Source organism: Amycolatopsis keratiniphila subsp. keratiniphila (genome assembly GCF_001620365.2).
GTDB classification, from domain to species: domain Bacteria; phylum Actinomycetota; class Actinomycetes; order Mycobacteriales; family Pseudonocardiaceae; genus Amycolatopsis; species Amycolatopsis keratiniphila.
Window position 1 is genome coordinate 24,601 of record NZ_LQMT02000013.1, and the last position, 13,248, is coordinate 37,848.

Genomic DNA, 13,248 nt, shown 5'->3' on the forward strand with positions numbered 1-13,248 from the left:
GTCAGGACAGCCGGGCGCGGTCGAACCGCGCCCAATCGAAGGTGTTCGGTGGCGCGGTCACCACCCCGGAAACCCGCTTCGACACGGCGATCGTCCAGGTGCTGAACCCCCAGGCGAGCAGCCCGCCGGATTCGTGGACGATCCGCTGCGCGTCGCCGAACAGCGCCAGCCTGGCCCGTTCGTCCGCGGTGGCCGCGGCGCGATCCATGAGCGCGTCGAACTCCGGCGAGCCGAAGCCGTTGACGTTGTTCGAACCGCGCGTGCGGAAGCGCTGGTTGAGGAACGTCGGGACGGGCAGGGTGGCCGTGCGGGTGAGCGCGGCGACACCCTTGGTCTTGATCTCGCTGAAATAGGTGCTCGACGCGCGGGTGTTCGGCGTCGCGGCGAGCCCGATCTCCTCGAGCTGCTGGGAAATCACCGTGGCCGCGGTGGCGAAGCCCGGATCGACGTCGCTGGTCTCGACGGCGAAGGCCAGCCCCTCCGCGCCCGCCTCACGGACGAGCGACCGGGCCAGGTCCACATCGCGACGGCGTTGGGGGATGTCCGCGGCATACCCGCGAAGTCCCTTGCCGAACAGGTCGTTGCCGATCTCCCCGCGCCCGGCCAGCGCGACGCGGTTCAGGGCTTCTCTGTCCACTCCGGACAGTACGGCGCGCACCAGCCTCGGGTCGGAGAACGGGGGTCGCGTCACGCGCAGGATCAGGCCCTGCATCGTCGTTCCCTTGGCTTCGAGCAGCGAAACGCGTGCGTCACCGGCGAGCCGGGCCGCGGTTCCGGCAGCGAGGTCGTGGGCGTAGTCGACCTGTCCGGACAGCAACGCGTTGACGCGCGCGGTTTCCTCGTTGACCGGCACGAATTCGAGCTCGTCGATGCTCGGCGCGCCGTCCCAATGCGACTCGTTCTTGCGGAACACCGCCGGGCCGCCGGGAGTGAAGGAGACGAAACGGAACGGCCCCGAGCCGACCGGCGCGGTGAAGTCCGTCGTGCCGGCGGGCACGATCTCCGCTCCGGGAGCGCCCCAGCCCGACGGGAATTCGAAGTCGGGCGCGGTCAGCGTCAGCTCGATTTCTTTGGGGGACAACGCTTTGCTGCGGGCGAAGTCCACCTTCGCGAAGTACTGCCGCGACGAGGAGGCCAGCGCCGGGTCGGCGATCCGCCGGAAGGTGTAGAGCACGTCGTCCGCGGTGACCGGACGCCCGTCGTGGAACGCCGCCTGCCGCAGCCGGATCCGCCAGCGAGTGCCTGAGGCGTCGCTCTCCCAGGACTCGGCCAGCCGCGGCCGCAAGGAGGTGTCGGCGTTGTAGGCGACCAGCGTGTCGAAGAGCGCCTTGGCCCGTGCCTGATCGACGAAGAGCGAAACCTGGGCGGGGTCGAGGGTTTCCTTCGACCCGCCCGCGGCGAACGCCACTCGCAGCCGGCCCGTGGCCGCCGGTGCGGTCCCGCAGGCGGCCAACGGCGTGAGCGCGGCCAGCGCCAGCAGTCTCCGACGGGTGAGCGGATGACGCGTCATAGGAACCTCCGGGACATCGAGCACTGTCCCGGGCGCGCGACCGCACGTGAACGGGACCCCGCTCCGCACTCCACGACAGTTGGGGTTGGCGGTGTCCGGCGGGCAGTCCGGCTCACGGCGTACGGCCGCTCACGGTTGCGGGTCAGCGCCGGATTCACACCGGCTTCCCCCGACGGGCACCTTCTTACGTTGTGGCGCACACGGTAACCCATGACCGGCGTGTGCTACACAGGATCAAGATCACGAAGGGGAGGCCGGTGGACGAGAAGCTCGCGGCGGACTGGGTACGCCGGTGGGACGTACAGCAGGAACGCTATGTCGCCGACCGTGAAGAACGCTTCACCGTGGTGATCGACGTCGTCGAACACGTCTGCCGCGACGTCGACGAGCCGCTGGTGCTGGACCTCGGCTGCGGGCCGGGCTCGCTGACCACCAGGCTCGCCGAGCGGTTACCGCACGCACGGATCGTCGGCCTCGACGACGACCCGTTCCTGCTCGCGCTCGCCCGCGCGACCCGGCCGGAGCGGAGCGACATCGAATATGTCCGGGCCGACCTCGCCGAGAGCGGCTGACTGAAGTGGCGGCCGGTCGACGCCGCGGTCTCGACGACCGCGTTGCACTGGCTGCGTCCCGAGCGGCTCGCCGAGGTCTACCGTGACCTCGCCGTCGCGTTGAGGGCGGGCGGCGCGCTGGTCAACGGCGACCACCTCTACGACGAGCAACCGGCCATGCGCGAGCTCGCCGCGGTGGTCAAGGAGCGCCGGGCGGCCCGTGCCGGGGTCCACGCCAACGAGGACTGGAAGACCTGGTGGGCGGCGGCCGCCGCGGACCCCGCGCTGCAGGAGCGCTTCACGGCCGAAGAACTGCGCGGCATCTCGACCGGCTACGGCAACCGGCTCAGCCCGCAGGAGCACACCCGGCTGCTCCGGGAGGCGGGCTTCGCGGAGGTGGCCCCGGTCTGGCAGTCCGGCGACGACTACGTCCTGGCGGCGCTGCGCTGACGGGCTCCGGATGTTGTGAAAGTGGCTTTCGCAACCTTCAACGTTGCGAAAGTGGCTTTCGCAACACCTCCCGGGGCTCCGCCACCCATGAGGACCGCAGGCCGGGGTGAAGGGGACTTTCCGCTCGTGCGATGAGGGGAAAGTCCCCTTCACCCTGTCGGTCGCCCCCTTCAGCCCAGCTGACGAGCACGCCACCTTTGCCTTACCGCTCAATAACGCTCTTTGCCACTCACGACGCGTTCGGCGGCCTCGGTACCTGGGCGGCTTCGCGCACGGCAGGCGAGGTGGCTTTCGCGACACACCGCGCTGACCGGCTCCGACTTGCGGGTCCGGTGACCTCGTGTCACCAATGGGCACGGCAAGCCACCTGACCGGCGAGAGGACAAGTGAACCCGGTGAACCTGACCCTCGTCGTCGTCCTCGGTGTCGTCAGCATCGTCTTGGTGGCCGCGTTCTCCGAGCGGCTCAACGTGGCCGCTCCGCTGAGCCTCGTGGTGGCCGGTATCGGCCTGAGCTTCCTGCCCGGCGTCCCGCATCCCGAGGTCGAACCGGAGCTGATCCTCGCCGGGGTGCTCCCGCCGCTGCTGTATTCGGCGGCGGTGAACATGCCGGTGGTCGATTTCCGGCGGAACATCCGGCCGATCACCGGCCTCGCGGTGCTGCTCGTGGTGGGGACGACCCTGGGCGCGGGCTGGCTGTTCCATTGGCTGATACCGGATATCGGCTGGCCCGCCGCGTTCGCGCTCGGCGCGGTCATCAGCCCCACCGACGCCGTCGCCGCGACGTCCGTGGGACGGCGGCTCGGCCTGCCACCCCGGCTGCTGACCGTGCTCGAAGGCGAAGGGCTCGTCAACGACGCCTCCGCGCTCGTGCTGCTGCGGTCGGCCGTCGCCGCGGTCGCCGGTTCGGTGTCCGTCTGGGGCATCGTGGGGGAGTTCGTCTACGCGGTCGTCGTGGCGGTCGGGATCGGGCTGCTGGTCGGGATCCTCAACGTCCGGGTGCGCGCGTTGCTGGGCAACGCCGTGCTCAACACCGCGATCTCGTTCGTGGTCCCGTTCATCGCGTTCCTGCCCGCGGAAGAGGCCGGAGCCTCGGGCGTGCTCGCGGTCGTCGTCGCCGGACTGGTGACCGGGCATCTGGCCCCCCGGCATCTGCGCGCGACGGACCGGCTCGCCGAGGCCGTCAACTGGCGCACCGCGGCCTTCCTGCTGGAAAGCGCGATGTTCCTGCTCATGGGACTCAGCGTCAAAACCCTCATCGACGAGGTGCACGACGACGGTTCGAGCGTGTGGCGCGCGCTCGGCATCGGGCTGGCCGCGTCGGCGCTCGTCATCGTCGCGCGCATCGTCTTCGTCGGGCCGTTGGTCGGCGGCCTGTACCGCGAGCAGCGGAAGGCCGCTCGGTTCAAGCCCCGGCTGGAAACGACGCAGGCGGTGCTGCGGGGCGACGAGTCGAATCCCGCCGTCACCGAACGGCTGGACAAGGCGTCACCGAGGCGGGTGGCGCATTTCCGGAAACGGCTCGACCGGGCCGCCGCCGACGTCGAGTTCCGGCTCACCGAGACACTGGGCTGGCGCGGTGGCGTGGTGCTCGGCTGGGCGGGAATGCGCGGCGCGATCACCCTCGCGGCCGCGCAGACCCTTCCGCAGGACACGCCGGACCGTGCCCTGCTGGTCCTGATCGCCTACGTGGTGGCGACCACGACGCTGCTGGTGCAGGGAATGACGCTGCCGGCGGTGATCCGCGCGGCGCGCGTGCCGTCGGAGGACCCGGACCGGTTGCGGCGCGAGTACGTCCGGCTCACGACCGAGCTGGCCGACGCGGCGAAGTCCCTTTTGGACGATCCCGCCCTGGAGGACCCGGGCAACGGGCCCTTCGGCGACCGGGTCGTGGACCGGGTGCGCGCGGACGTGCGCGTCCCGCCCGCATCGCCGGGCGACCGCCCGGCCCCGGAACAGATCGAGCAATACCTGCGCCTGCGCTTGCGGGTCCTGACCGAACAGTCCGAACGCCTCCAGCACGCCCGGTCGAGCGGGGCATACAGCTCGGAGGCGCTGAGCCGGGCGCAGACCGCCCTCGACGTCGAGATGGCCCGGCTCGAGCAGTTGGCGGACCGGCCGATCTCCTGACGGACTCGTCTCACCACGCTGCCGGTTCGTCTCGGGACGTCACGTTCCCGCTGGTGAGAGCCCTCGTTTCGTTCCCGCCTCCCAAGTCGCGCCGTTCGCCTTGCCGCCGGTCCGTCCGGCTGATGACGATGGAAACCGTCAAGGGGAAAGCGAAATGAGGGGGAACGACAGTGCACGAGATGAAGCGATTCGCCGCCGTGACGGCCTTGGTGATCGGTTCCCTGGCCACGGCGGGGGTCACCGCCGCGAGCGCGTCGGACGTGACGCGGGACGGCGAGCGAGCCTCCTGCGCCAAGACGAAGATCTGGCTCAACGACGACTGGGGCTGCGTGATCTCGTACGGCGACCGCATGAAGGTCGCGGACGACACCTGGGACGGGAACGGCACGCGCCTGCGCTGGACCAGTTCGTTGCCGAATTCGCACGGGAAGTTCAAAGGCTCCTGCAAGGACTACAACGGATCGGAGAACGGCTCCGAGGAGTGCGATTACCAGTTCCCGGAGGGGACGACCATCAATTACAAGCTCGAGCAGATCAGCGGCGGTGAGGTCGTCGACGAAACCGACGGCTGGGTCCAGGCCGTGGTTTGACCGGCCGGACGGGCACCCGGGCGCTGTCCGGGCGCCCGCCGACGGGAGTGTCACCGCAGGGCGGCGGGAGCACCGGCCGGAACCGCGGGATTCCGCGGCGGCACCGGATCGATGCGCCGGTAGGCCTCACCCAGCGGCGGCCGGGGATCGGCGTCGCCGCGGTTGGGCCAGTACGACATGGCCCGTTCCGCCTGTGCGGTGATGGTGAGGGAAGGGTTGACGCCGAGATTCGCCGAGATGGTGGATCCGTCGACGATGTGCAGGCCGTCGTAGCCGTGCACCCGGTGGTACGGGTCGATCACGCCACGGCCCGGATCGTCGGAGATGGCGCAGCCGCCGATGAAATGCGCGGTCATCGGGATGTTGAGGATCTCGCCGGTCGTCCCGCCCGCGATACCGTCGATCTTCTCGGCGACGCGGCGCGCGGCGTCGTTGCCGGCCGGGATCCAGGTCGGGTTCGGTTCGCCGTGTCCCGGCCCCGAAACCAGTTTGTGGCGGCCGGTGCGGGTGCGCCTGCCGGACACGGTGATGGAGTTGTCGAGCGTCTGCATCACCAGCAGGATGATCGTGCGTTCCGACCAGCGCCGCGGCGAGAACCAGGTGACGTTGCGGGGATCCCGCACCAGCGTGCCCAGCCAGGTGAGCCAGCGCGGGACGCGTTTCCCGCCGTCGGTGAGCGCGGTCTGCAGCAACGACATGGCGTTGCTTCCCTTGCCGTATCGGCACGGTTCGACGTGGGTGTGCGCGTCGGGGTGGATCGACGAGGTGATCGCGACGCCCCGGGTGAAGTCGGCGTCCTTCCGCTTCGTTTTGGCGCCGAGGATGGATTCCGAGTTCGTCCGCGTGAGCCTGCCGAGGCTCGCGGACAGCCGCGGCAGCGCACCCGTGGCGCGGGCACGGTGCAGCAGCTTCTGGGTGTTGTACGTGCCCGCGCTGAAGACGACCTCGCGGGCGGTGAACGTCCGTACGTTCTTGCGGCGGCGTGGGGACGAACCGGTCCGCACGGTACGGACGACGTAGCCGCCGTCCGGGGCGGGGCGGACGTCGAGCACCGTGGTCATCGGCACGACTTCGGCGCCCAGCCGTTCGGCGAGGTACAGGTAATTGCGGTCGAGCGTGTTCTTGGCGCCGACCCGGCAGCCGGTCATGCAGGAGCCGCATTCGATGCAGGTCCGGCGCTCCGGCCCGGCCCCGCCGAAGTAGGGATCCGGCACGACGCTCCCCGCCGGAGTCCGTTCGTCGCCGAAGAAGACACCGACGGGAGTCAGCCGGAACGACGAGCCGACGCCCATGTCGGTGGCGACCTCGCGCAGTACTTCGTCGGCGGCCGTCACGGTCGGGTTCCGCGTCACGCCCAGCATGCGGCGAGCCTGGTCGTAATGCGGCTTCAGTTCCGTCCGCCAGTCGGTGATGTGGGCCCACTGCGGATCCTCGAAGAACGGCGCGGGCGGCTCGTAGAGGGTGTTGGCGTAGTTGAGGGAACCGCCGCCGACCCCGGCGCCGCCGAGGATCACGACGTCACGCAGGAGGTGGATGCGCTGGATCCCGTAGCAGCCCAGCCGGGGCGCCCACAGGAAGTTGCGCACGTCCCAGGACGTCTTGGGCAGCGTCTCCTCGGTGCGGCGGGGGCCTGCTTCCAGCACCGTGACGCGATACCCCTTCTCCGCCAAGCGAAGGGCACTCACCGAGCCGCCGAATCCGGAACCGATGACGAGCACGTCCGCGGGACTCATCGCGCCACCGCCTTGGCGAAGTCGATGGCGTCCCGCCACGACGAGCGGCGCATGACGTGCGCCCGGTACTTCATGATCCGGCCTGGCTGGTTCACCGCGAGCGCGCCGACGAGCCGATCGCCCGATCGGTAGAGCGCCAGCCAGCTCTCGTCTTCGGGGTCGCCGAACAGGTCGACGTCGTCGGCCGCGACGCCGACCATCTGGATCCGCTTGCCGTACCAGTCGGACCAGAAGTACGGAACGGCCGAGAACGGCATCGCGGCGCCTGGGTCGACGGCGTTACGCGCGGCGGCCTCCGCCTGCGCCGAGGCGGAAGTCCAGTTCTCCAGCCGCATCGAGGTCTCGAACAGCGGGTTGTGCCAGCGTGCGACGTCGCCCGCGGCGTAGATCCCCGGGGCGGCGCGCAGCGTCCGGTCGCACAGCACGCCGTCTCCCAGCGGGACGCCGGAGCCGTCCAGCCAGCCGACCGCGGGGCGGGCGCCGATGCCCGCGATCACGAGGTCCGCGTCGAGCACACCACCGTCGGACAGCGTGACCTTGCTGCCCGCGCCGTCCGGCGTGATGTCGCGGACCGCCGTGGAAAGCCGGAGATCGACGCCGTTGCGAGGGTGAAGCCCCGCGAGTGCGGCCGCCATACGCGGGCCGACGGCACGCACGAGGGGAACCTCGGCTGCCTCCACGATGGTCACCGCCGCGCCCCGTTCCCGCAGGGCCGTGGCGATCTCGGCGCCGATGAACCCGCCGCCGACGATGACGGCGCGGGAGGTCGTCGCGAGCCGGGCCCGGATGGCGCGCGCGTCGTCCAGCGTCCGGAGGGTGTACACGCCGTGCCCCGGCAACGGGATCGCGGCACTGCCGGTCGCGATGATCAGCGATCCGAACGGGACGGCGGTCCGTCCGATCAGGACTTCATGGTCCTTTATGGACAGTCCGGTGGCCGCTTCGCCGAGCCGGACGTCGATCCCGAGATCGGCGAGCGCCACGGCACTCGCGAGCGTGGGCGGCGTCCGGTCCGGGTCCATGAGGAACGCCTTCGACAACGGCGGCCGGTCGTAGGGCAGATGCGGTTCGGCGCCGATGAGCGTGACAGGTCCCTCGTAGCCCGCCCGGCGGGCGGCGGTGGCGGCGCGCAGGCCCGCCAGTGATGCTCCGACTACGACCAGTCCTGCCTTGTCCATGGCTCAGTCCTCGCTGCCGGTGTCCGTTGCGAGGAGTCTTCGCCGCGCGGCGCGGCCGGGCATCGGTCCGCGGACCGGGAATGGCGGGCCGGACTGTTCCCAGCGCACAAACCGGCGTCAGTCGCCGGCCGGGCGCAGGACGGCCGGGCCCAGCAGACGGCAGGCCAGCAACGCCACTTCGACGTCGATACGGCCCTCGGCCAGCGGCCTGCCCCGTGCCTGTTCCGCCTTGCGGAGCCGGTACTGGATCGTGTTCTTGTGCAGGTGGAGCTCCTGGGAGGCCAGCATCAGGCTGCTGCCGCTGGACAGATAGGCCCACACCGTCTCGCGCATGCGGCGATGCTGTTCGTCGTCGTCGGCCAGCGCACCGAGCACCGTCCGCACCCACGTGGCGACGGCGGCCGTGTCGGCGGCCACGAGGGCCAGCGGCCCGAGCTGCGCCGCCGTGGTCACGGACCGGGACAGGCCGTCGCCCGCCATCAGCGCGACGGCCTGCGCCTGAAGGGCCTGCTGATGGGTACCGCGGAAACCGTCCAGCCCGCTCGCGGGGTCGCCGAGCGCCACCCGGACCGGCTCCGGCGAGCCGTTCAGGACACGCGTCACCACGTCCGGGTCGATCGGCGCCGGGAACCAGGCCCAGACCGTGGACGCGTCCGGCGCCACGACCAGCGGCGCCCGGCCGCCCGCCGCGGTGGCGAGCAGGCCGGCGTGCCGTTCGAGGCTGCTGAGCCGGGCGCCTTCGTCGACGTCCGGCCCGCACCACAGCACGGCGCCGACGTGCCGATCCGCCAGGACGTACCCGATCGCCTTCTCGATCTCGCCGCTTTCGACGGCCTTGCCGGACAGTACGGCCCGGACCTTCGCCAGCCGGTTCGCGTTGCGGTCGCGCAGCCAGGTGTCGCGTTCCAGCTGATAGGCCTCGACGACCTCCTCGGAGATCTTGTCGATGTAACCGAAGGCCACCGACGACAGTTCGGTCGCGGCGACGGCGACGTCCCCGGCGCTCACCGGTTCGGCCGCGATCCGGGTGATCATCTCCTGCTGGAAGGCCGCCTGGCCGAGCCGGTACGCCCGCAGCATGGTGGTGATGGGGACGCCTCGCTGCGCCAGCCGGCGGGCGAACTCCAGCGCGACCGGGGGCGCGCCGACGTCGGCCCGGCGCGTGGCGCCGCCGAACACGCCCAGCGCGGCGATCAGGTTCTCGCGCACCGTGCTGACGAGGAGGTCCCTGGCCTGCGCGTCCTGCGCCAGCTCCGGCAGCTCGCCGGAGACCTCCTCCACGATCCGATCCCGCAGGGCGGCGACCTCGGTCAGCACCGAGCTCGCGACCTTGACCAGGGTGCCGGCGGCCGTTGGCGTCACAGGCAGCACCGTACGCGCTCGGGGCCGTTGGTGCCGTGGACCCAAACGGGCGGCCGCTTTCGGTTCAGCGCACAGTGCTCCGCGCCGCCCGGCTTCCTACCGTCCCAGGAACACGGATTCGGAGGCTGCCATGAAGAAGTACCACCTCACCGGGGCGGAGAACGGAGCCGCCACCTGGCACGACCGGAAGCGCTACCTGTGGTTGCTCGGGCTGGTGGTGCCACTGCTGCCCTTCGCCGCGATCGGGCTCCACGCGGCGACCGGGGCGGGCGTGGTCCTCTGGCTCGGCCCGTTCGTCGTCCTCGTGCTCGTGCCGCTCGTCGATCTCATGGCGGGGTATGACCACACCAATCCACCGGACGAGGTGATGGAAGCGCTCGAAGAGGACCGCTACTACCGGTGGATCACCTACCTGTTCCTGCCGCTCCAGTACGCGGGTTTCGTGGTGGGAGCGTGGGTGCTTTCCGGTGACGGCATCTCCGTGTTCGGCAAGGTCGGTCTCGCCGTCACGCTCGGCACGGTCGCGGGCATCGGGATCAACACCGCGCACGAACTGGGGCACAAACGCGAGAGTGTGGAGCGCTGGGCGGCGAAGATCGCGCTGGCGCAATGCTTCTACGGTCATTTCTACATCGAGCACAACCGCGGGCACCACGTCCGCGTCGCGACCCCGGAGGATCCCGCGTCGAGCAGGCTGGGGGAGAGCTTCTACCGGTTCTGGCCGCGCACCGTCTTCGGTTCGGTGCGCAGCGCGTGGGGTGTCGAGAAGAAACGCTACGCCCGCAAGGGAAGTCACCCGTTCCACCTGGGCAACGACGTGCTGAACGCATGGCTGATGAGCGCGGCGCTGTGGGGTGTGCTGATCGCGTGGCTGGGGCTCGGCATCCTGCCGTACCTCGTCATCCAGGCCGTCTTCGGGTTCTCGCTGCTCGAAATCGTGAACTACATGGAGCACTACGGGATGCTCCGCAAGAAGGTCACCAACGGCGCGAAGTCGCGCTACGAACGCGTGACGCCGTCGCATTCGTGGAACTCGAACAACGTCGCCACCAATGTCCTGCTGTACCACCTGCAACGGCACAGCGACCACCACGCGAACCCGACCCGGCGATTCCAGACCTTGCGTGATTTCAAGGAAAGCCCGGTGCTGCCGACCGGATACACCGGGATGATGATCGTCGCGCTCGTCCCGCCGTTGTTCCGCAGGGTGATGGACCCGCGCGTGGTCCGCCACTTCGACGGAGACCTCCGCCAGGCGAACGTCCAGCCGGGGAAACTGGCTTCCCTGCTGAAGAAGTACCCGCCCGCCTCCTTCGACGACCGGGAAATGTCCTTTTCGGACACCGCGCTCACCCTCGTCGACGAGGTCGACGCCGCCCGATGCCCGGGATGCGGCTACACCTACCGCGTCGTCGAAGGCAACGAGCTCGAAGGGTTCGCCGCCGGCACCGCCTGGTCGGACGTCCCGGACGATTGGACCTGCCCGGACTGCGGTGTCCGCGACAAGATCGACTTCGTGCCGGTCCGCCGCGAGGTGGTCTGACATGCGACCGCGCGGATGACCGATCAAGCGGCCTTCACCACCATCTACCGGCAGCATTCCGTCCCGATCTTCCGCTACCTGCGGATGCGCGTCCCCTCGGCCGCGGCGGCGGAAGACCTCACCAGTGAAGCGTTCCTCCGTGCCTGGCGGAAACTTCCGGACTTCCAGCCGGGGGTCGGTTCCTTCACCGGGTGGCTCTACACGATCGCCGACAATCTGGCCCGCGACTACCGCAAATCGGCCAGATACCGGCGAGAACTGCTCGACGGCGAGGACCACGACGCTCCCGACCACGGCGGCGGCGCCGAACAGCTGGCACTGGCCCGGATCCAGGCGGCCGCGCTCCGGCGGTGCCTGGCGGGCCTCAGCGAGCCACAACGGCAATGCCTGCTCCTGCGGTTCTTCGCGGGCCTGTCGGTCGCGGAAGTGGCCGAGGCGATGAACAAGAACCCCAACAGCGTCCGGGCCCTCCAGCACCGCGCGGTGCGCGCGCTCGCGACCTCGATGGCCGGATTCGCGACCGAAGGAAGGTGACCGCGCGATGTACGCGTTCCTGATGATCGCCAAGGTGATGGGCCCACTGCTCGTCCTGATGCTGTGCCCGATCTGGCTGCCGATGATCGGCATGCTGGTGGGCAGGGTCTTCGACGCCTTCTCGGGCAAAGGGTGATTCACCCGCCTTCTCTCGGGTACCCGAAGATCGAAAGCGGAACCGACGAGGCAGGAGGCATCGTGCAAAGCTCAACGCTCCGGGACGTCACCGCCCGCGAAGGACCGTTCGCGTCGGTCTACTTCGACAACTCGCACGACACCGAGGACGCCGCCGCGCAGCTGGAGTTGCGCTGGCGGTCGATCCGCAGGCAGCTGGCCGACGAGGGCGCGGAGGAGCGGACGCTCACCGCTCTCGACGCGGCCGTGGCCGCCGCCCCGCCTTCGGAGGGCAAGGCGGGCCGAGCACTGGTCGCGGAGGGGAACGAGGTCGTACTCGACGAGGAACTCGTGGAGCCGCCGCTCCGCGAGGTCGCCCGTGTCGCGCCACAGCCGTACCTGCTCCCGCTCCTGCGGCTCACTCCGGCCGTCGTGCCGCACGTGGTCGTGGTCGTGGACCGGACGGGGGCCGATCTGTTCGCGTCCGGTGAGGACGGTGCCGAACAGCGGACCGTCCAAGGTGAGGACCATCCGGTGCACAAGGTGCGCGGTGGTGGCTCGGCTTACTGGAACATCCAGCACCGGGTGGAGGCGGTGGCGGAACGCAACGCCGCGGAGGTCGCACGGGAGGCGGTGAAGCTCGCCGATTCCGTCGGCGCCGAGGTGCTGGTGCTCGCGGGGGAGGTGCAGGCGCGAGCGCAGGTGCGTGACGAACTCGCCCCGCGCGGCAAGGAGAAGGTCGTCGAGCTGGAAGAAGGCGGCCGGGCGGACGGGAGTGGCCCGGAGGCACTCGAAGCCGAGGTGCGCCGGGTGCTGGCCGAACACGCCGAACGCGGTCGCCAGGACGTGATCGACCGCTTCCGCGCCGAACAGGGCCGCGAGGGCGGCCTGGCGGCGGACGGGCTCGCGCGGACGACGGCCGCCCTCCGGTCGGGTGCCGTCGAGACCTTGCTGATCGATGCCGATTCCTTGGCCGACCGCCTGGTCTGGGTCTCCGGCGAACCGACCCAGGTCGCGGCCGCGAAGGAGGATCTCGAACTCTCCGGCACGGAGTCGCCGACCGAGTGCCGCGCGGACGAAGCGCTTCCGGTGGCCGTGCTGGCCGAAGGCGCGGACATCGTCCCCGTCAGCGGTGAGGGTCTGACGGAGGGCGTCGGCGCGGTTCTTCGGTTCGCGATCTGACCGGATCAGGACGTCGCGACCGCGTCGCGTGCCTTGTCTCCGCCGGCGACCGAGCTCTCCCGCGCGCAGTGGGCGCAGCAGAAGAAGCGGTCCTCCACCTGGATGCCGTGTCCGACCACGCGGCAGCCGCAGTGCTCGCAGATCGGCGCCAGCTGGTGGATCGCGCACTCGAAGGAGTCGAAGGTGTGCTTCGCTCCGTCGACGGTGTGGATCTCGAACGTCTTTTCGTAGTCGTTTCCGCAGACTTCACAGTTCGTCATGCCGGAGGGCTACCCGGCCTGTGGCGTCGGCAACCACCGGGAGCTGATCGCGCGGGTCAGGTCCGTGAAGGCCTCCTTGAGGGACAGTGCCACCAATGTGGCATTGGGGACA

13 protein-coding genes and 1 riboswitch are annotated in these 13,248 nt (G+C 70.2%); of the genes, 8 read left to right on the forward strand and 5 right to left on the reverse strand.

Going from position 1 to position 13,248, the window contains the following annotated elements; genetic code table 11:
• Nucleotide 1 precedes the first annotated feature (1 nt).
• A complete protein-coding gene (locus tag AVR91_RS13870) occupies nucleotides 2–1,510 on the reverse strand; it encodes an ABC transporter substrate-binding protein (RefSeq protein ID WP_063271201.1) in 1,509 nt (502 codons plus the stop codon).
• An 80-nt stretch (nucleotides 1,511–1,590) separates the two neighbouring features.
• Nucleotides 1,591–1,744: riboswitch (cobalamin riboswitch) on the reverse strand.
• A gap of 23 nt (nucleotides 1,745–1,767) precedes the next feature.
• Between AVR91_RS13870 and AVR91_RS43785 the strand changes: the two genes are divergently transcribed.
• The 4 genes from AVR91_RS43785 to AVR91_RS13885 all read left to right on the forward strand — a co-directional run bounded on the left by AVR91_RS43785 (nucleotide 1,768) and on the right by AVR91_RS13885 (nucleotide 5,230).
• Complete coding sequence (locus AVR91_RS43785) at nucleotides 1,768–2,082, forward strand: class I SAM-dependent methyltransferase (RefSeq protein WP_228709197.1); 315 nt, start codon at nucleotides 1,768–1,770, stop codon at nucleotides 2,080–2,082.
• 42 nt (nucleotides 2,083–2,124) lie between these two features.
• The gene (locus AVR91_RS43790) at nucleotides 2,125–2,511 is read left to right on the forward strand and encodes a hypothetical protein (protein ID WP_228709198.1); all 387 of its coding nucleotides are present in this window, start codon (nucleotides 2,125–2,127) and stop codon (nucleotides 2,509–2,511) included.
• 395 nt (nucleotides 2,512–2,906) lie between these two features.
• Nucleotides 2,907–4,640 (forward strand): cation:proton antiporter, encoded by a 1,734-nt coding sequence (locus tag AVR91_RS13880; RefSeq protein WP_063271246.1) that lies wholly within the window; start codon nucleotides 2,907–2,909, stop codon nucleotides 4,638–4,640.
• A gap of 179 nt (nucleotides 4,641–4,819) precedes the next feature.
• Nucleotides 4,820–5,230 carry a hypothetical protein gene (locus AVR91_RS13885; protein ID WP_076857339.1) on the forward strand — a complete coding sequence of 137 codons (411 nt, stop codon included), beginning with the start codon at nucleotides 4,820–4,822 and terminating at the stop codon, nucleotides 5,228–5,230.
• Between the two features lie 50 nt (nucleotides 5,231–5,280).
• Here AVR91_RS13885 and AVR91_RS13890 read toward each other — a convergent pair whose 3' ends face one another.
• From AVR91_RS13890 to AVR91_RS13900, 3 genes are all read right to left on the reverse strand, one after another.
• The gene (locus AVR91_RS13890) at nucleotides 5,281–6,963 is read right to left on the reverse strand and encodes a GMC oxidoreductase (protein ID WP_063271199.1); all 1,683 of its coding nucleotides are present in this window, start codon (nucleotides 6,961–6,963) and stop codon (nucleotides 5,281–5,283) included.
• Nucleotides 6,960–8,141, reverse strand: coding sequence for an NAD(P)/FAD-dependent oxidoreductase (locus AVR91_RS13895; RefSeq protein ID WP_063271198.1), 1,182 nt, complete (start codon nucleotides 8,139–8,141; stop codon nucleotides 6,960–6,962). The genes AVR91_RS13890 and AVR91_RS13895 overlap by 4 nt, the downstream gene beginning before the upstream one ends.
• A 117-nt stretch (nucleotides 8,142–8,258) precedes the next feature.
• On the reverse strand, nucleotides 8,259–9,503 hold the full coding sequence (locus tag AVR91_RS13900; protein ID WP_228709199.1) for a PucR family transcriptional regulator: 1,245 nt from the start codon (nucleotides 9,501–9,503) through the stop codon (nucleotides 8,259–8,261).
• A 130-nt stretch (nucleotides 9,504–9,633) separates the two neighbouring features.
• Here AVR91_RS13900 and AVR91_RS44415 point away from each other — a divergent pair, with 130 nt between their 5' ends.
• The 4 genes from AVR91_RS44415 to AVR91_RS13915 all read left to right on the forward strand — a co-directional run bounded on the left by AVR91_RS44415 (nucleotide 9,634) and on the right by AVR91_RS13915 (nucleotide 12,876).
• The gene (locus AVR91_RS44415; protein WP_063271196.1) at nucleotides 9,634–11,046 is read left to right on the forward strand and encodes a fatty acid desaturase; all 1,413 of its coding nucleotides are present in this window, start codon (nucleotides 9,634–9,636) and stop codon (nucleotides 11,044–11,046) included.
• A 15-nt stretch (nucleotides 11,047–11,061) separates the two neighbouring features.
• Nucleotides 11,062–11,580 carry an RNA polymerase sigma factor gene (locus AVR91_RS13910; protein WP_063271195.1) on the forward strand — a complete coding sequence of 173 codons (519 nt, stop codon included), beginning with the start codon at nucleotides 11,062–11,064 and terminating at the stop codon, nucleotides 11,578–11,580.
• A 7-nt stretch (nucleotides 11,581–11,587) separates the two neighbouring features.
• Nucleotides 11,588–11,716: a hypothetical protein gene (locus AVR91_RS44305; RefSeq protein ID WP_267284112.1), complete on the forward strand. Its 129-nt coding sequence runs from the start codon at nucleotides 11,588–11,590 to the stop codon at nucleotides 11,714–11,716.
• Between the two features lie 62 nt (nucleotides 11,717–11,778).
• Nucleotides 11,779–12,876 carry an Rv2629 family ribosome hibernation factor gene (locus AVR91_RS13915; protein ID WP_063823081.1) on the forward strand — a complete coding sequence of 366 codons (1,098 nt, stop codon included), beginning with the start codon at nucleotides 11,779–11,781 and terminating at the stop codon, nucleotides 12,874–12,876.
• Between the two features lie 5 nt (nucleotides 12,877–12,881).
• Here the strand turns inward: AVR91_RS13915 and AVR91_RS13920 are convergent, their stop codons facing one another.
• Complete coding sequence (locus AVR91_RS13920) at nucleotides 12,882–13,136, reverse strand: hypothetical protein (RefSeq protein WP_038510864.1); 255 nt, start codon at nucleotides 13,134–13,136, stop codon at nucleotides 12,882–12,884.
• Nucleotides 13,137–13,248: the final 112 nt, after the last annotated feature.

What these genes read in the sequence shown, in the direction of transcription:
- AVR91_RS13910 (WP_063271195.1), top strand. Translation starts at nt 11,062, where the DNA reads ATGACCGATCAAGCGGCCTTCACCACCATCTACCGGCAGCATTCCGTC.
- AVR91_RS13890 (WP_063271199.1), bottom strand. Translation starts at nt 6,963, where the DNA reads ATGAGTCCCGCGGACGTGCTCGTCATCGGTTCCGGATTCGGCGGCTCG.
- AVR91_RS13895 (WP_063271198.1), bottom strand. Translation starts at nt 8,141, where the DNA reads ATGGACAAGGCAGGACTGGTCGTAGTCGGAGCATCACTGGCGGGCCTG.
- AVR91_RS44415 (WP_063271196.1), top strand. Translation starts at nt 9,634, where the DNA reads ATGAAGAAGTACCACCTCACCGGGGCGGAGAACGGAGCCGCCACCTGG.
- AVR91_RS13885 (WP_076857339.1), top strand. Translation starts at nt 4,820, where the DNA reads ATGAAGCGATTCGCCGCCGTGACGGCCTTGGTGATCGGTTCCCTGGCC.
- AVR91_RS13870 (WP_063271201.1), bottom strand. Translation starts at nt 1,510, where the DNA reads ATGACGCGTCATCCGCTCACCCGTCGGAGACTGCTGGCGCTGGCCGCG.
- AVR91_RS44305 (WP_267284112.1), top strand. Translation starts at nt 11,588, where the DNA reads ATGTACGCGTTCCTGATGATCGCCAAGGTGATGGGCCCACTGCTCGTC.
- AVR91_RS13920 (WP_038510864.1), bottom strand. Translation starts at nt 13,136, where the DNA reads ATGACGAACTGTGAAGTCTGCGGAAACGACTACGAAAAGACGTTCGAG.